Source organism: Sphingomonas lycopersici, assembly GCF_026130605.1.
Taxonomy (GTDB): Bacteria; Pseudomonadota; Alphaproteobacteria; order Sphingomonadales; family Sphingomonadaceae; genus Sphingomonas; species Sphingomonas lycopersici.
Window position 1 is genome coordinate 150,744 of the sequence record NZ_JANFAU010000004.1, and the last position, 17,126, is coordinate 167,869.

Genomic DNA, 17,126 nt, shown 5'->3' on the forward strand with positions numbered 1-17,126 from the left:
AGCCAGAAACGGGCAGCGGCGCATGAAGCTCATCATCGGCAACAAGGCCTATTCGTCGTGGTCGCTGCGTGGCTGGCTCGCCTGCCGCCAATCGGGGCTGCTTTTCGAGGAAATGGTCGTCCCGCTCTACGATCAGGAGTGGGATCAGCGCCGCGAGGGCGACGAATTCGCGCCCTCATCGGGCAAGGTGCCGATCCTGTGGGACGATGACGCCGTGGTGTGGGACAGCCTGGCGATCATCGAATATCTTGCCGACAAGGTCGGGCGCGACAAATTCTGGCCCGAGGACAATGCCGCGCGCGCAATGGCGCGGTCGATGGCGGCCGAGATGCATTCGAGCTTCGCCCCGCTGCGCCGCGAGCATGGGATGAACATCCGCCAGGTCTATCCGCCCAAGCGACCGTCGGACGAGGTGATCGCCGATCTCACGCGGATCATGGAATTGTGGGCGCAGGCGCGGGCGCGATTCGGCGGCGACGGGGATTTCCTGTTCGGCACCTTCGGCGCGGCGGACATCATGTTCGCCCCGGTCTGCACCCGGATCGTGACCTATTCGCTGCCCGTCGCGCGTTTCGCCACCGGCTATGTCGAGGCGGTGCTCAACCACCCCTTCATGCAGGACTGGATCGCCGCCGCGCAGGAGGAGGAATGGGTGATCGAGAAGTTCGAACAGCCTGCGACGGGTTGAGGCAACACAGGTTTCCCTCTCCCCGTTCGCTAGAACTCGCGCCCGTCCTTCCGCCGGAATCCCTCCCCTTCGAACAGATGCATGTCGATATCGGGATAATGGCAGTCGGTTTCCGACGGCCGCCCGACCGCGACGAACACGCAATCCGCCGCGCCGCGGTTCTGCAGCACATGCCCGTTGCCGTCCCCCTTGGGAAAGGCGGCGATATCGCCCGGGCGCATGATCGTTTCCCCCGAATCGTCCACCAGCACCGCCTCGCCCGCCAGCATCACGACGATTTCGTCCTCGCCCTCATGCCAATGGCGCTGCGACGACCACGCCCCGGGCTTGAGCACGACATGGCTGACGCCGAAGTCCGCCAGCCCGGCGGCGGGGGCCAGCCGGCGATACCAGCGCCCCTGCACCGCCGCAGCATATTCGGGCGGATAGCCGGTCGCATTGGTCTGCGGGATTGTATCGAGATCGAGCTTGGGCAAGGAGGCCTCCCATGAAGATGCCCGCTACCCTAACCGATCCGGTCGCCCTCGCCGAAGCTTTGATCGCCTGCGAGAGCGTGACGCCCGCCACCGGCCATGTGTTCGACACGGTGGAAGCGCTGCTCGCCCCGCTCGGCTTCGCGGTCGATCGCTTCACGGTCGGCGAGGCGCCCGACGGGCCGGTCGAGAATATGATCGCGGTGCGCGGCACCGGCGGCACGCACTTCGCCTTCGCCGGCCATCTCGACGTGGTGCCGCCGGGCGAGGGCTGGACCTCGGGCGCCTTCTCCCCCGAGATCCGCGGCGATCTGCTCCACGGGCGCGGCGCGGTCGACATGAAGGGCGCGATCGCCGCCTTCATCGCCGCCGCCGCACGCACCCCGAGCGACGGGATCGTCAGCCTGTTGCTCACCGGCGACGAGGAAGGCCCGGCGATCTACGGCACCCGCGCGATCCTCGATCGGCTGGCCGAACGCGGGCTCAAGCCCGATCTGTGCCTCGTCGGCGAACCGACCTCGGCCGACCGGCTCGGCGATACGCTCAAGATCGGGCGGCGCGGGTCGGTCAACATCTGGATCGAGGTGCCCGGCCGGCAGGGGCATGTCGCCTATCCGCAGCTTGCCGACAATCCGATCCCCAAGCTGGTCGCGGCGCTGGCGGCGATCGATGCGATCACGCTCGATCACGGCAATGACTGGTTCCAGCCCTCGAACATCGAGGTGACCGACATCACCGTCGGCAACCCCGCGACCAATGTGATCCCGGCGCGCGCCACGGCGCGGCTGTCGATCCGCTTCAACGACGAGCAGCACGGCCCCGATCTGGTGCGGCTGATCGAACGCACCGTCCACGCCCACGCCCCGGCGGCGAAGGTCGAGGCGCGCATCTCGGGCGAGGCATTCCTCACCGAGCCGGGCGCGCTGTCGGCGATGGTTTCGGCGGCGGTGCTCGCACGCACCGGCATCACCCCGGCGCTGTCGACGACCGGCGGCACGTCCGACGCGCGGTTCATTTCGGCGATCTGCCCGGTGGTCGAATTCGGGCTAATCAATGCGACGATGCACAAGCTCGACGAGGCGGTGGCGATCGACGATCTCGCCGCGCTGACCGATATCTACGCCGATATCATCACGCGAGCGACGCGCGCCTGATCTCCGGCGCGCGGCCGCCCAGCGCCGCCGACCAGGCGAGGAAATCCACCTCAGCCATCGGCCGCGCGATCCCGAAGCCCTGCACCGCGTCGCACCCGATGACGCGCAGCAGATCGACTTGCGCCGGGGTTTCCACCCCCTCGGCCACCGCCTCGCACCCGAGCCCGTGGATCAGCCCGACCAAGGCACCGGCGATCAGCCGGGTCGAGGAATCGGTGGTGATCGTCGCGATCAGGCTGCGATCGAGCTTGATCCGGTCGATCGGCAATTGCCGCAGCCGCGCGACGCTCGACAGCCCGGTGCCGAAGCCGTCGATCGCGATCTTCGCGCCGTCCTCACGCAACATCGAGATCGCGGCGATCGCATCGGTGCGGGCGTGCGCCGCGACGGTTTCGTTCATTTCTAGTTCGAGCAGCCGCCCCGGCGCCCCCGCCTCGCGCATCGCGGCATGGAGCCGCAGGAGGAAATCGACCCGATCGATCTGCCGCGCGCTGATGTTGACCGCCAGCCGCGTTTCCACCCCCAGCGCCGCCCATTGCGCGATCGTCCGCGCGACACGCCCGATCGCCCAGTCGCCGATCTCGATCATCAGCCCGCTCTCTTCGGCACGGCCGATGAAGGTCGCCGGCAGTCGCAGCCCGTCGGTCGGATGCTGCCAGCGCAGCAGCGCCTCGGCAGCGACCACTTTGCCCGCCGCGAGCGCGACCTGCGGCTGGAACACCAGGATGAATTCGTCATTGTCGAGCGCCGCGCGCAGCTCGGCATCGAGCCGCAGCCGTTCGGCCAGTTCCGCCGCCAGCGTCTCGCTGTAGAATTCGAACCGCCCGCGTCCGTCGGATTTGGCGTGATACATCGCGGCATCGGCCGAACGCATCAGATCGTGGAGCGTGAAGCCGTGATCGGGGCGCAGCGCGATCCCGATCGACGCGCCGATCGACACCTCCCCGCTCGGCAGCGCGAACGGCGAGGCGAGCGCGTCGAGCACTTGCGTGGCGATCCACCCCGCATCGCGCTGGTCGGTCAGCACCGGAAACAGCATCGTGAATTCGTCGCCCGCCAGCCGCCCGATCAGCGGCGGGTAGCGATCGATATCGACCACCGCGACCGCGCGGTCGGCCACTGCGCGCAGCCGATCCGCGACCATCGCCAGCAGCATGTCGCCACAGGCGTGGCCGTGGGTGTCGTTGACCTTCTTGAAGCGATCGAGATCGATGAAGAAAAGCGCACCGGGCTGCTCGGCGGCTTCGGCCAGCACGCGTTCGGCGCTGGCGCGGAAATTGGTGCGATTGGCCAGCGCGGTCACTGGATCGAACAGCGCGAGCCGCTGGATATTCTCCATATTGTCCGAAAGCTGGCCGAACAGCCGGTCCATCGCGGTGGCAAGCTGCGGCACCGCGCTGCGGATCTCGTTGGGCACGCGCCGGTCGAGCGCGCCGTCGGCGGCTTCGGCGAGCTGGTCGACCGCCTTGTCGACCGCCTCAGCGGTCGTGGCGAGCGCCTGCTGGGTCGAGGCCCAGCACATCGTCGCGCAGACGATCGCCGGAATCAGCGCGCGCGCGAACGAATCCGCCGAAAGATTGCCGTTGGCGGTGGCGAGCAGCGACAGGAAGAATGCCACGCCGCCGGCGTAGAACGCGAATCTGACCGCGCGACTCTTCAGCGTGACGCTTTGCATTGCGCCGATCCGAACCTTTCAAACGATGACGCGATGGATTGCGCCGCGAGAGGTTATTCCTCGCACAGAAAGGTTAATGTTTCGGTCGCCGTCGGCGGAAGATCACGTAAAGCGCGCCGCTCCCACCGTGGCGCGGATGCGCGTTGCGCAAGGCAGCAATATCAGCGGCATGACGCGACGCGCCGATCCAATCCGCGACCGCGGCACGGATCGCGCCGCGCGCATGCGGGCGCTCGCTTTCGGGGCGCGGCGGCTTGCCGGTGACGAGCAGAAGGACTCGGTCGCCGCGCGCGATCGAGCGCTCCAGCCCGGCATCGAGCATCGCATGCGCCGAGCGGAGCGTGTGGCCGTGAAGGTCGAGTGTCGCATCGGGCTGGATCGCGCCGCGCGTGATCTGGCGATCCCAGCTGCCGTCGAGCGTCGCCGCGCTTGCCGGCGGCGTCTTCGGCGCGCGCGGTGCGGGGATGATGCGCGCCGGGGGCGGTGTCGCGACCCGGCGCTTGCCCGAAGCCGGCGCCGGATCGGGCTCCGGCGCGGCTTTGGCCTTTGCTGTCGGATGGAGCGGGCGGACGCTGGCCTTCACCCGCGCCCATAATGCCGCCTCCTCAGCGTCGAGACGGCGACGGCCCGGCATTGCCAACCCCGCGCTGCACCCGGTCGATCGTTCCCACCGGCAGCAGCAGGAAGGCGGTGCCGCGTGCGCTCATCCCGCCCGCGATCGCCCGCGCCTCGTTGCCGATGCCCCAGAAGGTGTCGAACCGGTTGGCGCCCTTGATCGCGCCCCCGGTGTCCTGCGCCACCCATAAACCGGTCGCGTCGGTGCGATCCATCGACAGGAACACCGGCGCGCCGAGCGGGATGAAGCGCGGATCGGCCGCCACGGTCGCCCCGCCGACCACCGGCAGCCCGAGCGCGCCGACCGGTGCCCCGTCGAGCACGCGGAAGAAGACGAAGCTCTTGTTCTCGCGCATGATCGCGCGGCCCTGCTCGGGATTGTCGTGGAGCCACTGGACGATGCCCTGCATCGACAGCTGGTTGGGGCCGAGCAGTCCGCGTTTCCGCATCAGCGCGCCGATGCCGGTGTAATCACGGCCGTTCTGCGAATCATAGCCGATGCGCAGCTCGCGCCCGTCGGGCATCCGCACCAGCCCCGATCCCTGCACCTGGAGGAAGAAGAATTCGACCGGATCGACCGCATAACCGAGGATCCGTGCGCGGCCCTGCAGCACGCCCTGCTCGATCGCGGTGCGATCGTAATAAGGCACCAGCTTGGTCCCGTCGACGCGGCCGCGGACGCTCTTGCCCTTGAGCGCGTCGGAAAACAGGCCGAGGTCGACGTCGATCAGATCGTCGGGGCGGGCATAGATCGGGGCATAGCCCTCGCGATAGGTCGGCGAACCCGCGATCTCGGGGATGTAATAGCCCGTGGCATAGGCGCGCCCGTCACCGACCTGCGCGGTCTCGAACCAGCGCGAAAAGAAGGCAGCGGCATCGCCCGGCGCGGTCGTCGCCGCGGCGGCGCAGGCCGGCTGCCAGTCCGCCCCCGTCGTCAGCCCTGAAACGTCGGCGCGTCGCACCAGCGAGGGGCAACTCGTGCGGAAGGCGGCGAGCGCCTGTGCCGCGCCGTCCCGCGTCATTGGCAGCGAGGTGATATCGGGGCCGCGCGCGATGCCGGTGGTGGCGGCGGTCGTCGCCCCCGGGGTCGCGATCTGCGGCACCGGCGGCAGCGGGGTGGCGGGGGTCGGCTGACGCACCGGCAATTCGCCCGACGGGCGTGGCGGGCGGACGTTACCCGGGCGCGGCGGCGGCTCCACGCCCCCGACGCAGGCCGACAAAGCAAGCGCCCCGGCCAGCGTGAACCCCCAGCGACGGATCATCCCGCCCCTACCCTCAGGACCAATCGACATTACGCAACTCTGCCCCTTATCCCACATCACCCCGGCCTCGATCCGGGGTCCACATGCCGCACGTACAGCGGCAGGAACCTCTTGTCCTGCCTTTGCCGCGCGATGGACCCCGGCTCAAGGCCGGGGTGACGGGTTTCTAAGGCTAGGGTTCAAACCCTGCGCTTAAGCTTCGTCGGTGTCCGCGAGCTTCCAGTTCGGATCGCCGCTCTTGAGCGTCCGGGCGAAGGTCCAGACGTCGTGGGTTTCCACCGCGTCGCTGGTCGATCCGGCGATCACCTGACCCTCGGCATTGCGGGTCACCGCGGCGATATCGGCGTCGAAGCGCACGGTGATCCGCGCGTCGCGACCCGACAGCGAGGCGCCGACGATCGTCGCGCGTTCGATCGAGACGAGGCGATTCTCCAGCACCTCGCCCGCCGCGGTACGCGCGGCGATCGATTCGGCGAAGGCATGCGCGACATCGGGCTCGACCAGCCCGGCCAGCGCCTTGTCGTCGCCGCGCCAAAAGGCTTCGAGGATCATGCGATAGGCCGCCTGCGCGCCTTCGAGGAAGCGCGGCACATCGAAGCCGGGTTCGCCGGAGACGATCGCGCGAAGCCCGGCTTCCGCGCCGCTTTCGATCGGGCGGACGGCGGTTTCGCGCACTTCCGGGGTCACGTCGATGGTACGCGCGACCGCGCCGGCCGGCACATCGGCAGGCTTGGGCAACGGCTGCTCATGCCCGGTGCGCTTGCCGAGCACCGAGTAGAGACGCAACGCCAGAAACCCGGCGACCATCGCGAGAAGGACAATATAAAACACTCGGCCTCCGCTAACTGAACGCCCAACATAGGCGCGATGTGCCCGCGATTCAATTTTTCACGGCGTTGAAACAGTGCAATGCTGCTGCTAGGCGCGCGGACACCGTTTTTTTGGGCGCAGGAAGCGCTCCCCATCGCATCATTTTTTGAGGAACAGGACGAGATGGCCGAACAGGATAATGGCGTGACGACCGGCAACGAGCCGCTGCCCAACGGCGCCGACACGCTGCCGCAGGTCGGGCTGATCTCGCAATATGTGAAGGATCTGTCGTTCGAGAACCCGAACGCCCCGGCGATCTACCAGAGCCAGCAGGCGCCGGAGATCAACGTGCAGTTCGACATCGGCGCGCAGCAGGTGGCCGAGGACGTCCACGAAGTGACGCTCAAGGTCGAGATCCGCGCCGAGAGCGCGGGTACCGTCGCCTTCCTCGTCGAGCTTTCCTATGCCGGGCTGTTCGGGCTGCGCAACGTGCCGCTCGATGCAGTCCAGCCGTTCCTGCTCGGCGAAGGCCCGCGCCTGCTGTTCCCGTTCGCGCGCCGGGTGGTGGCCGATGCGATCCGCGACGGCGGCTTCCCGCCGCTGCTGCTCGAGCCGGTCGATTTCAACGGCCTCTATCTCCAGCAGGCCGCCGCGCGCGAGCAGCAGGGCGACACGGGCACCGTCGGCAACGCCTGACGCCGCATTGAGCGGACTGGTGATCGCATGAACCTGACCCGCGCGCTCGGCTCGGTCGGCGGGCTGACGCTGGCGAGCCGTGTGCTCGGGCTGGTGCGCGATTCGCTGTTCGCGCGGTTCGTCGGCGCGGGGTTTGCGTCGGATGCGTTCCTGATCGCATTCCGCCTGCCCAACATGTTTCGCGCGCTTTTCGCCGAAGGCGCGTTTTCCGCGGCGTTCATCCCGATGTTCAACCGCAAGGTCGCCGACCCGGAGGGACGCGGCCTAAGCGACGGGGTGACCTTCGCGGAGGACGCGCTGTCGGTGCTGCTCCCCGTGCTGATCGTGATGACGATCATCATGGAAATCGCCGCCTGGCCGGTGACCTGGCTGCTCTCGGGCGGGTTCAACGAGGCGACGCCCGCGCAATTCGCCTTCGCGGTCGAGCTGTCACGGATCACCTTTCCCTATCTGCTGCTGATCAGCCTCGTCTCGCTGCTCGGCGGGATCCTCAATTCGCTGCACCGTTTCTGGGTCGCGGCGGCGGCGCCGATCCTGCTCAACCTGACGCTGATCGCGGCGCTGCTGTTCTTCCACAGCCACGAGCCCTTGTTCACCGCGCGCAACCAGGCGATCGCGGTGACGATATCGGGGGCGCTGCAGTTGTTGTGGCTGGCCTGGGCGTGCCGCCGCGCCGGAGTCCACCTGCGCTTCCGCTGGCCGCGGCTCAACCCCGACGTCAAGAAACTGCTATCGCTGATCTGGCCGGCGGCGGCAGGCGCGGGGGCGGTGCAGATCAACCTCGTCATTTCCACCGCGCTGGCCGCGAGCCTGCTGTCGGCGGGGTCGGTGAGCTACATCTATTTCGCCGACCGGCTCAACCAGCTCCCGCTCGGGCTGATCGGGATCGGGCTCGGCACCGTCCTGCTCCCCACCATTTCCTCGCAGCTCGGGCGCGGCGAGGAAGCCGCGGCGATGGAAACGCAGAACCGGGGCATGGAACTCGCGCTGTTCTTCACCCTCCCCGCGACGGTCGCGCTGATCGTGTGTGGTGGGCCGATCGTCGCGGCCTTGTTCCAGCACGGCAAGTTCAACCCCGGCGATACCGTCGCGACCGCGCAGGCGCTCGCCGCTTTCTCGATCGGGCTGCCGAGCTACATTCTCGTCAAGGTGCTGACCCCCGGCTATTACGCCCGGCAGGACACCAAGACCCCGGTGCGTTTCGCGACGATCTCGATCGGGGTGAACCTGATCCTCAACCTCGCCTTCATCCTCCCGCTCAAACATATGGGGCCGCCGCTCGCCACCGCGCTCGCCTCGACCGTCAACGTCTGGATGCTGTGGCACGAATTGCGCCGGCGCGGGCATTTCACCCCCGATGCGCAACTCCGCCGCCGCGCGTGGCGGCTGGCGGCGGCGGCGCTGCTGATGGGCGGGGTGATGTATTTCGCCAACGATCTGTTCCGCCCCTATACCACCGGGCCGAGCCTCGAACGCTGGGGGGCGATGTTCGTGCTGGTCGCGCTCGGCGGGCTGGTCTACGTGGCGGCGACCTTCCTGTTTGGCGCGTTCCGGCTCGCCGACGCACGAAGGCTGATCCGTCGATAATTCTCAGCAAGGGAAGAACATGCGCGTCGTTTCCGGCATCAAGCCCACCGGCAATCTCCACCTCGGCAATTATCTTGGCGCGGTGAAGCAGTGGGTGGCGATGCAGGACGAGGTGCAGGCCGCCGGGGGCGAGACGATGTATTTCATCGCCGACCTCCACGGGCTGACCGAGTGGATCGAGCCCGCCAATCTCTACGCCAATACGATCGAGATGACCGCGACCCTGGTCGCCGCGGGGATCGATCCCGCGCGTTCGATCCTGTTCAACCAGACGCGCGTGCCGGCGCATAGCGAGCTGGCATGGCTGCTCAACAATGTCGCGCGGGTCGGCTGGCTCAACCGCATGACGCAGTTCAAGGACAAAGCGGGGAAGAACCGCGAGGGTGCCTCGGTCGGGCTGTACGATTATCCGGTGCTGATGGCGGCGGACGTGCTGATCTACAACGCCACCCATGTGCCGGTGGGCGAGGATCAGAAGCAGCATCTGGAGCTGGCGCGCGATATCGCGACCAAGTTCAACCTCGATTACGGCCGCGACTTGTTCACCCTGCCCGAGCCGCTGGTGAGCAAGAAGGCGCCGCGCATCATGAGCCTGCGCGACGCCTCGGCCAAGATGTCCAAGTCCAACCCGTCCGAGCAATCGCTGATCAAGCTGATCGATTCGGACGAGACGATCGCCGACAAGTTCCGCAAGGCCAAGACCGACCCCGAGCCGTTGCCCGATTCGTGGGACGCGCTGGAGGGTCGGGCCGAGGCGCGCAACCTCGTCACGATCTTCGCCGCTTTGGCCGATCGCACCCCGGAGGATGTGGTGGCGGAATTCGCCGGCAAGGGCTTCGGCCAGTTCAAGCCGGCGCTAGCCGATCTCGCGGTGGCCAAGCTCGGCCCGATTCGCGACGAGATGCTCCGCCTGCTGGGCGATCGCGGCGAAATCGACGCGATCCTCGCGCGCGGCGCGGAAAAGGCCCGCGCGCTCGCCGCGCCGGTGCTGCGCAGCACGCAGGAAGCGATGGGGCTGGTCGCGTAGCCCTTGTATCCCGCGCAGGCGGGGACGCAGAGCCAAACAATATAGCGCCGGTTGATTTGGCCCTGGGGCCCCGCTTTCGCGGGGATACTGGTGGAATTCGCCAACTATTGGCGCAACACCTCAAGCCGGGCGTACGCCTCAGCCAAGCCCTGAAATTAAATCATTGAATTTCAATCAGATAATAATCTGGCACGGCTCCTGCGGAGTAACGGGCATCAGCGCGAAGCGCCGCTTCGCCACCCGATTGGAGCCTGTAAGATGTCCGCTGCCAACGCCAAGAACGCCAGTGACAAGCCCGAGATCTTCGGCGTCTGCCGCCGCCTCGGCGACGATTTCGGCTTTCATCCGAACATCCTGCGCATCGCGCTGGCGGTCGGGCTGGTGTTCAGCATCGAGGGCGTCGTGGCGGCCTATGCCGCAATGGGGCTGATCGTGCTGGTCAGCCGGCTGCTCGCGCCGGAAGCGAAGCGCGCCGCGGTTCGCCAGGACACCCCCGCCCCGGTCGTGACGCGCGAGGCCGTCCGCACCCCGGAATTCCAGCAGGCCGCGTAAATCGCCACGGTCCCCCACCCCCGCACGAAGCCGGGGGTGAGGGTGGCGTGAATTTTCAGCTTTCGAGCTGCCGCATCAGCAACCGCACCGCGCCGTCGATATCGTTATCGCTGTCGCGCAACTCCTCGATCCGGCGCACCGCGTGGATCACCGTCGAATGATCGCGTCCGCCGAACTTGCGCCCGATCTCCGGCAGCGAGCGCGTGGTGAGGCGCTTCGCCAGATACATGGCGATCTGCCGCGGCCGCGCCACCGCCCGCGCACGGCGCGCGGAAACCAGGTCGATCGGCTTCAGTTCGAAATGCGCCGAGACCGCTTTCTGGATCTCGTCGATCGTGATCCGGCGCTGGCCGCCGCGCAGCACGTCGCCGAGCACGCTGATCGCGAAATCGAGGTCGATCGCATCCCCGGTGAGCTGGGCATAAGCGATGACGCGGTTGAGCGCGCCTTCGAGCTCGCGGACGCTGGTGCGAATCCGCCCCGCCAGCAGATCGAGCACCTCGGCGGGCACCTTCACCCCTTCGGGCATGTCGGCGAGCTTGCGATCGAGGATCGCGCGGCGCAGCTCGAGCGGCGGGGTCTTGATATCGGCGACCAGCCCGATCGCCATCCGCCCCAGGATACGCGATTCGATCCCGTCGAGCGCCTGCGGGCAGCGGTCGGCGGAAATCACCAGCCTTTTGCCCGCCGCCATGATCTCGTTGACGGTGTGGAAGAATTCTTCCTGCGTCGAATCCTTGCCAGCGATGAACTGCAGATCGTCGATCAGCAGCAGATCGCAGCCGCGCAGCCGCGCCTTGAACGCGAAGGTATCGCGGGCGCGCAGCGCGGCGACGAAATCGAACATGAAGCGCTCGGCCGACATGAACATCACCCGCGCATCGGGCTGCGCGGCGAGAAATTCATGCGCGATCGCGTGCATCAGGTGGGTCTTGCCCTGCCCGGTCCCCGAATGGAGGAACAACGGGCTGAACCGCACCGGCCCCGGCGCGGCGAGCGCACGCGCGGCGTTGAACGCGACCTTGTTCGACGCATCGGCGACGAAGCGATCGAAGGTGAAGCGCGGATCGAGTACCGGGCGCTCGCCGGCCGGCTGTGCCGGGGCCGAGGCGGCCGGCGCGGCGACCGCGGGCACCAGTGTCAGCGGCGCTTCGGCCGCCGCCGCGGTCTCGATCGCGACGGTGCGCACCGTCGGCAGAATCGCGCGGAATTCGTGGAGCAACCGGTCCGCATAATGATTGCGGACCCAGTTGGTCATGAACGCCGACGGCAGCGTCAGCCGAATCGCATCGGCGTCACCCGTCTCGACCAGTTCGATCGGCTTCAGCCATTGCTCGAACAGACGCGCGCCGGCCGATTCGCGCAGGCTGGCGCGCACGCGGGTCCAGGCCCGTGCCGCTTCGCTCTCCTGCACCGCATATCGACCATTGAACGCCACGCACAACCCTCCCCCGGCCGCGACACGGGTGTCGCAACGGCTCATGAAATCCACCAAAAAAAGTCCCCCGATGTGGTTCCCTGCCACGGTCGGATACGACGCTGAATGTCTGGGCGCGCGACGGCTGCCAGCGCGACAAGGGGAGGTTTAGGAACAAGCCGGTGAGTCGATCAAGACCGATGCCTGACACATTCTCGAAATAAACAAGTTGACTCGCGTGGAGCGGCCAAAATCCGTCGAAAATTTAACAAGCAGCTGAAATCAGGCCAGAATTCCAAAACGCACAAATATGGCTGCACGCGAATCGCGGGGAATCCATGACTCTTTGATGACAATACGCAGACGCAGCATAAGGCCCGCCGGAACGCATCCGACGGGCCTTATGCTTAATAAGTGCTGAAGCTGTTAGGCGAGCGCCGCGACGCGCTTCGTCAACCGCGAGAACTTGCGGCTGGCGGTATTGCCGTGGAGCACGCCCCGCGCGACGCCGCGCGCCAGTTCCGGCTGCGCTTCGGCCAGCGCGGCGGTCGCCGCGGTCTTGTCGCCGGCGGCAAGCGCGGCTTCGACCCGCTTCACGAAGGTGCGGATACGGCCCACGCGGGCACCGTTGACTTCGGCCCGGCGCTGGTTGCGACGGATACGCTTCTTCGCTTGCGGCGTGTTCGCCATTGACGTCCTCGAAATCTGGTCGATGAAAAAAGGGCGCCGGGAAATCCCTTCGCCCTGGAAGCGGCGCCCTTAGCGCGGGATGCCGGCGCGGTCAACCACGCTGGCACTTCGGGCACCAGAAGGTCGATCGCCCGCCCTCGGCATAACGCGCCACGATTCCCCCGCAAGCGCATGCCTCGCCCTCGCGGCCGTAGACCGCGAACTGCTTGGAGAAATAGCCGAGCTCGCCATCGGGGCGGGCGTAATCGCGCAACGTCGATCCCCCCGCCTCGATCGCGGAGAGCAGCACCGCGCGAATCGCCTCGACCAGCCGGTCGAGCTTGGCACGCGACAGATCGCCCGCGGGGCGTTGCGGCGCGATGCGCGCGAGATGCAGCGCCTCGCAGACATATATATTGCCGAGCCCCGCGACGATCCGCTGGTCGAGCAGCATCAGCTTGATCGACGCGCGCCGCCCCGCGAGCGCCTTGTGCAGCCCCGCGCCGGTCAGGCCCGGGCCGAGCGGTTCCGGCCCCAGCGCCGCGAAGGCAGGGAATTCGGCCAATGCGTCGCTCGGCCACAGATCGACCGAGCCGAATCGACGCGGATCGTTGAGCGCGACACGCCGCCCCGCGCCGGTATCGATCAGCAGATGATCGTGCGGCAGCAATTCGCCCGGGTCGATCCGCCACCGCCCCGACATGCCGAGATGGAAGATCAAGGTATCGCCGCGATCGGTGTCGATCAGGCCATATTTGGCGCGGCGCCCGAGCGCGACGACCCGCGCGCCCGTCATCCGCTGGCGCAGATCGATCGGGAACGGGCGGCGCAGGTCGGCGCGGCGCGTTTCGATCGCGGCGATCGTCGCGCCCTCCAGCACCGGCGCGAGCCCGCGGACGGTGGTTTCGACTTCGGGAAGCTCGGGCATGGTTCTCGCTTGCCTCTTGGCATCATGCCGGGCTCGACCCGGCATCCAGAGCCACACAGGCCATCGCTCGTTGCGCTGGATGCCGGATCAAGTCTGGCATGACGATGAATGGGATAGCGGGGATGCCGCCGCCCGCCGGGAATGTCGATCGACCCTAGCCCGCGCGCCCCGCCCCCGCTAGGGCTGCGTCGCATGAGCGAAACCGTCTCCTTTGGCTATGAAGAAGTATCGCCGGCGGAAAAGACCGCCCGCGTCGGCGGGGTCTTTGCCAGCGTCGCCAGCCGCTACGATCTGATGAACGACGCGATGTCCGCAGGGATGCACCGGCTGTGGAAGGATCGCTTCGTCCGCCGCGTGAAACCGCGCGCGGGCGAGCAGATCCTCGACATGGCGGGCGGCACCGGCGACATCGCCTTCCGCCTCCAGCGCGCCGGGGCGAGCGTCACGGTGGCGGACATCAACCCGGCGATGCTCGAAGTCGGGATCGAGCGCGCGCAGCAGCGCGGGATCGACGATCTCGTCTGGACCGAGGCCAATGCCGAGACGCTGACCTTCCCCGATCGTTTCTTCGACGGCTATACGATCGCCTTCGGCATCCGCAACGTCACCGATATCCCGAAGGCACTGCGCGAGGCGCATCGCGTGCTGCGGCGCGGCGGGCGCTTCTTCTGCCTCGAATTCTCGACCACGCAATGGCCGGGGTTCCGCGAGGTCTATGACGCTTATTCGCACCATCTGGTGCCGCGCATCGGCGCCGCGCTGGCGCATGATCGCGACAGCTATCGCTACCTGATCGAATCGATCCGCCGCTTCCCGGACATGCCCGCCTTCGAGGCGATGATCCGCGACGCCGGCTTCGTCCAGACCAAGGTCGAGCCGCTGCTCGGCGGGCTGGTGGCGATCCATAGCGGCTGGAAGATTTGACCTCCGCGCTCGTCCATAGCTGGCGGCTCCTCAAATGGGGCCGGATTCTCGCGCGCCACGGGGCGCTGCGCGGGATCGAACGCGACGCGAATACCCCGCCGCGGCTGCGCCACCTGCTGCGCGTCGCGCGGTTCGGCGCGCGCACCCCGGCGGTGCCGCGCTATGCCGATGCATTCCAGGCGATCGGCCCCGCCGCGATCAAGCTCGGCCAGACGCTCGCGACGCGCCCCGATCTGATCGGTGAGGCCGCGGCGCACGATCTGCTGCGGCTGCAGGATGCGGTGCCGCCGGTGCCGTTCGCGGAAATTCGCCCGATCTTGCGCGCGAGCCTCGGCCGCCCGCTCGAGGAATTGTTCCAGAGCATCGAGGAGGAGCCGGTCGGCGCCGCCTCGATCGCGCAGGTCCACCGCGCGGTGACGACCGACGGACGGCAGGTCGCGGTCAAGGTGCTGCGGCCGGGGGTCGAGGACGAATTCGCCCGTGCGATCGAGACCTATGAATGGGCCGCGGCGCAGGTCGAGCCGATGGGCGGCGAAATCGCGCGGCTCCAGCCGAGATTGGTGATCGAGACCTTCAAGCGCTGGACGGCGCGCGAGCTCGATCTGCGGCGCGAGGCGGCCTCGGCCTCCGAACTTGCCGAGGGGATGACCGCCGAGCCGGGCTATATCGTCCCGACGGTCGACTGGCAGCGCACCACCGGCAAGGTGCTGACGATCGAATGGATCGACGGCATCAAGCTCACCGATCGCGCCGCGCTGCTCGAAGCGGGCTTCGATCCGCCGGTGCTGGCGCGCACCCTGGTTCACGCCTTTCTGCGGCAGGCGATCGCCGAGGGCTTCTTCCATGCCGACATGCATCAGGGGAATCTGTTCGCCGTCCCCGGCAATCGCATCGCGGCGATCGATTTCGGCATCATGGGCCGGATCGACCGACGCGCACGGATCTGGCTGGCGGAGATTCTCTACGGGCTGATCACCGGCAATTACCGCCGCGTCGCCGAGATCCACTTCGAGGCCGGCTATGTCCCGCCGCACCACAATGTCGCCGAGTTCGCCACCGCGTTGCGCGCGGTGGGCGAGCCGATGCGCGGCCTGCCGGTGAAGGAAATGTCGATCGGGATGATGCTCGACGGGCTGTTCTCGATCACCCGCGATTTCGACATGGCGACCCAGCCGCATCTTTTGTTGCTCCAGAAGACGATGGTGATGGTCGAGGGCGTGGCGACCAGCCTCGATCCCGATATCAATATGTGGGACACCGCCGGACCGGTGGTGGAGGAATGGATCCGCACCGAGCTGGGGCCGGAAGCCGCGATCGCCGACCGGCTGATCGGCGATTTCCGCACGCTGGCGCGCCTCCCCGAGCTGGTCCGCCGCATCGAGGAGCGTTTTCCCGCGCCCGGCGGCGCCCCCCCTGCCCCGCCGCTGCGCGATATCGAGGTGGTGCGGATCGGCGGCGGCTGGCGCTATGCCGCGGTGGCGCTGGTCGCGGCGGTCGCCGGAGCGGGCGCGGCACTGCTCGCGCTGCATTGGTGGTGAGTCGCTTCGCGCCGATCTGGCTCGCCGCTCCGTCGCGCTATGCCGGCTGGCCCGCCGCACGAGCACGCGGCGCGCTGATCGTCTTGCTGTTGCTGATCGCCGCCTTCACGATCCAGCCGTGGCGCGGCGCGGCGGCGCCGGACAATGCGCGCCACGACAGCAGCTCGCTCGACGTCGCGCTCTATGACGTGATCGTCGGCGATATGCGGCACGGCGACGATTATTATCAGGCGGCAGCCCGCGAGATGCGCGCGCGGAGCTACCCGCTGCGCCCGTTCGTCACCGTCCGCTTGCCGACGCTGGCGCGGGTCAGGGCGGCGATGCCCGAATGGGGCGCGGTCCTGCTGCTATGGGGGCTGGTCGCCGCGACCGCGGCGGCGTGGCTGTCGCGGCTCGGCGAGTTCCTCCCCGCACGCGCGCCGCACATCATGGCGGGGCTGCTGCTCGCCGGCGGGTTGATCGCAGCGCTCCAGCCCGCGCTCGTCGCCTTTCACGAAATCTGGGCGGCGCTGCTGATCGCCTGGTCGCTCGCCGAGCGGCGCGCGGGGCGCTGGATCACCGCGGTCGCGCTGGCGACGAGCGCGATGCTGATTCGCGAGACCGCCGCACTATATGTGCTGGTGATGGCCGGCTTTGCATTGTTCGGCGGACACCGCCGCGAAACCCTGGGCTGGTGCCTGTCGCTGCTCGTGCTCGCGGCGGTGGTCGCATTCCATGCGCTCGCAGTGTCGCGAGTCACCGGGCCGCTCGACCTTGCGTCGGACGGCTGGAGCGGCCTCAACGGCGCGTGGTTCTACGCGATGACGCTGAAGCACGCGACGATCCTGGAGGTTTTCCCGTTCGCCGTCGCCGCGCCGGTGATCGCGCTGGCGCTGTTCGGCTGGACGGTGCCCGATCATCCGCTGGCGTCGCGCGTCGCGGCGATGCTGATCGCTTATGGCGTGCTGATCGGCTGTTTCGCGCGGCTCAACAATTTCTACTGGGGGCTGCTCGCCGCGCCGGTGCTGCTCGTCGGGTTGGCGTTCGTTCCCGACGGCCTGCGCGACCTGATCGCCGCCGCGCGTAACACGCGCCGCATCACGGTGACCCGGGTGGTCCGATAGGAATGGGA

At 67.9% G+C, this 17,126-nt stretch carries 17 protein-coding genes; 9 read left to right on the forward strand and 8 right to left on the reverse strand.

Going from position 1 to position 17,126, the window contains the following annotated elements; translation table 11 throughout:
- Positions 1–22 precede the first annotated feature (22 nt).
- Complete coding sequence (locus tag NED98_RS10245; RefSeq protein ID WP_265312902.1) at positions 23–688, forward strand: glutathione S-transferase family protein; 666 nt, start codon at positions 23–25, stop codon at positions 686–688.
- Between the two features lie 29 nt (positions 689–717).
- Here NED98_RS10245 and NED98_RS10250 read toward each other — a convergent pair whose 3' ends face one another.
- On the reverse strand, positions 718–1,164 hold the full coding sequence (locus tag NED98_RS10250; RefSeq protein ID WP_265269793.1) for a cupin domain-containing protein: 447 nt from the start codon (positions 1,162–1,164) through the stop codon (positions 718–720).
- Between the two features lie 11 nt (positions 1,165–1,175).
- Between NED98_RS10250 and dapE the strand changes: the two genes are divergently transcribed.
- Positions 1,176–2,315, forward strand: a complete 1,140-nt coding sequence (gene dapE / locus NED98_RS10255) for a succinyl-diaminopimelate desuccinylase (RefSeq protein WP_265269791.1) — start codon at positions 1,176–1,178, stop codon at positions 2,313–2,315.
- On the opposite strand, the gene NED98_RS10260 is transcribed toward dapE, so the two are convergent.
- The 4 genes from NED98_RS10260 to NED98_RS10275 form a co-directional block, all read right to left on the reverse strand.
- Positions 2,293–3,990, reverse strand: coding sequence for a putative bifunctional diguanylate cyclase/phosphodiesterase (locus NED98_RS10260; protein ID WP_265312903.1), 1,698 nt, complete (start codon positions 3,988–3,990; stop codon positions 2,293–2,295). The genes dapE and NED98_RS10260 overlap by 23 nt on opposite strands.
- Before the next feature lie 73 nt (positions 3,991–4,063).
- Positions 4,064–4,624: a Smr/MutS family protein gene (locus NED98_RS10265; RefSeq protein ID WP_265312904.1), complete on the reverse strand. Its 561-nt coding sequence runs from the start codon at positions 4,622–4,624 to the stop codon at positions 4,064–4,066.
- Positions 4,596–5,897, reverse strand: coding sequence for a murein transglycosylase A (gene mltA, locus NED98_RS10270; protein ID WP_265269786.1), 1,302 nt, complete (start codon positions 5,895–5,897; stop codon positions 4,596–4,598). Before mltA ends, NED98_RS10265 begins: the two co-directional genes overlap by 29 nt.
- Before the next feature lie 162 nt (positions 5,898–6,059).
- Positions 6,060–6,698 (reverse strand): Tim44/TimA family putative adaptor protein, encoded by a 639-nt coding sequence (locus NED98_RS10275; RefSeq protein WP_265312905.1) that lies wholly within the window; start codon positions 6,696–6,698, stop codon positions 6,060–6,062.
- 162 nt (positions 6,699–6,860) lie between these two features.
- On the opposite strand from NED98_RS10275, the gene secB reads away from it, so the two are divergent.
- The 4 genes from secB (at position 6,861) to NED98_RS10295 (ending at position 10,539) form a co-directional block, all read left to right on the forward strand.
- Positions 6,861–7,373: a protein-export chaperone SecB gene (gene secB, locus NED98_RS10280; protein WP_265269783.1), complete on the forward strand. Its 513-nt coding sequence runs from the start codon at positions 6,861–6,863 to the stop codon at positions 7,371–7,373.
- Positions 7,374–7,400: 27 nt separating this feature from the next.
- A complete protein-coding gene (murJ, locus tag NED98_RS10285; RefSeq protein WP_265312906.1) occupies positions 7,401–8,960 on the forward strand; it encodes a murein biosynthesis integral membrane protein MurJ in 1,560 nt (519 codons plus the stop codon).
- Positions 8,961–8,979: 19 nt separating this feature from the next.
- Positions 8,980–9,987 carry a tryptophan--tRNA ligase gene (gene trpS / locus NED98_RS10290; RefSeq protein ID WP_265269779.1) on the forward strand — a complete coding sequence of 336 codons (1,008 nt, stop codon included), beginning with the start codon at positions 8,980–8,982 and terminating at the stop codon, positions 9,985–9,987.
- Positions 9,988–10,245: 258 nt separating this feature from the next.
- Positions 10,246–10,539: a PspC domain-containing protein gene (locus NED98_RS10295; protein ID WP_265269777.1), complete on the forward strand. Its 294-nt coding sequence runs from the start codon at positions 10,246–10,248 to the stop codon at positions 10,537–10,539.
- Between the two features lie 55 nt (positions 10,540–10,594).
- On the opposite strand, the gene dnaA is transcribed toward NED98_RS10295, so the two are convergent.
- The 3 genes from dnaA to mutM form a co-directional block, all read right to left on the reverse strand.
- Positions 10,595–11,983: a chromosomal replication initiator protein DnaA gene (gene dnaA, locus NED98_RS10300; RefSeq protein ID WP_432423319.1), complete on the reverse strand. Its 1,389-nt coding sequence runs from the start codon at positions 11,981–11,983 to the stop codon at positions 10,595–10,597.
- Between the two features lie 399 nt (positions 11,984–12,382).
- Positions 12,383–12,646 (reverse strand): 30S ribosomal protein S20, encoded by a 264-nt coding sequence (gene rpsT / locus NED98_RS10305; protein WP_179511282.1) that lies wholly within the window; start codon positions 12,644–12,646, stop codon positions 12,383–12,385.
- A 91-nt stretch (positions 12,647–12,737) separates the two neighbouring features.
- Positions 12,738–13,553, reverse strand: coding sequence for a bifunctional DNA-formamidopyrimidine glycosylase/DNA-(apurinic or apyrimidinic site) lyase (mutM, locus tag NED98_RS10310; RefSeq protein ID WP_265312908.1), 816 nt, complete (start codon positions 13,551–13,553; stop codon positions 12,738–12,740).
- A 192-nt stretch (positions 13,554–13,745) separates the two neighbouring features.
- Between mutM and NED98_RS10315 the strand changes: the two genes are divergently transcribed.
- From NED98_RS10315 to NED98_RS10325, 3 genes are read left to right on the forward strand one after another with little or no spacing between them, the layout of a single operon-like run.
- A complete protein-coding gene (locus tag NED98_RS10315) occupies positions 13,746–14,477 on the forward strand; it encodes a class I SAM-dependent methyltransferase (protein ID WP_265312909.1) in 732 nt (243 codons plus the stop codon).
- A complete protein-coding gene (gene ubiB / locus NED98_RS10320; protein ID WP_265312910.1) occupies positions 14,474–16,015 on the forward strand; it encodes a 2-polyprenylphenol 6-hydroxylase in 1,542 nt (513 codons plus the stop codon). Before NED98_RS10315 ends, ubiB begins: the two co-directional genes overlap by 4 nt.
- Positions 16,012–17,118 (forward strand): hypothetical protein, encoded by a 1,107-nt coding sequence (locus NED98_RS10325; protein ID WP_265312911.1) that lies wholly within the window; start codon positions 16,012–16,014, stop codon positions 17,116–17,118. Before ubiB ends, NED98_RS10325 begins: the two co-directional genes overlap by 4 nt.
- The last annotated feature ends 8 nt before the right edge of the window (positions 17,119–17,126 follow it).

Coding starts and splice junctions, on each gene's coding strand:
- NED98_RS10245 (WP_265312902.1), top strand. CDS start 23: ATGAAGCTCATCATCGGCAACAAGGCCTATTCGTCGTGGTCGCTGCGT.
- dapE (WP_265269791.1), top strand. CDS start 1,176: ATGAAGATGCCCGCTACCCTAACCGATCCGGTCGCCCTCGCCGAAGCT.
- NED98_RS10260 (WP_265312903.1), bottom strand. CDS start 3,990: ATGCAAAGCGTCACGCTGAAGAGTCGCGCGGTCAGATTCGCGTTCTAC.
- NED98_RS10265 (WP_265312904.1), bottom strand. CDS start 4,624: ATGCCGGGCCGTCGCCGTCTCGACGCTGAGGAGGCGGCATTATGGGCG.
- mltA (WP_265269786.1), bottom strand. CDS start 5,897: ATGTCGATTGGTCCTGAGGGTAGGGGCGGGATGATCCGTCGCTGGGGG.
- secB (WP_265269783.1), top strand. CDS start 6,861: ATGGCCGAACAGGATAATGGCGTGACGACCGGCAACGAGCCGCTGCCC.
- murJ (WP_265312906.1), top strand. CDS start 7,401: ATGAACCTGACCCGCGCGCTCGGCTCGGTCGGCGGGCTGACGCTGGCG.
- trpS (WP_265269779.1), top strand. CDS start 8,980: ATGCGCGTCGTTTCCGGCATCAAGCCCACCGGCAATCTCCACCTCGGC.
- NED98_RS10295 (WP_265269777.1), top strand. CDS start 10,246: ATGTCCGCTGCCAACGCCAAGAACGCCAGTGACAAGCCCGAGATCTTC.
- rpsT (WP_179511282.1), bottom strand. CDS start 12,646: ATGGCGAACACGCCGCAAGCGAAGAAGCGTATCCGTCGCAACCAGCGC.
- mutM (WP_265312908.1), bottom strand. CDS start 13,553: ATGCCCGAGCTTCCCGAAGTCGAAACCACCGTCCGCGGGCTCGCGCCG.
- NED98_RS10315 (WP_265312909.1), top strand. CDS start 13,746: ATGAGCGAAACCGTCTCCTTTGGCTATGAAGAAGTATCGCCGGCGGAA.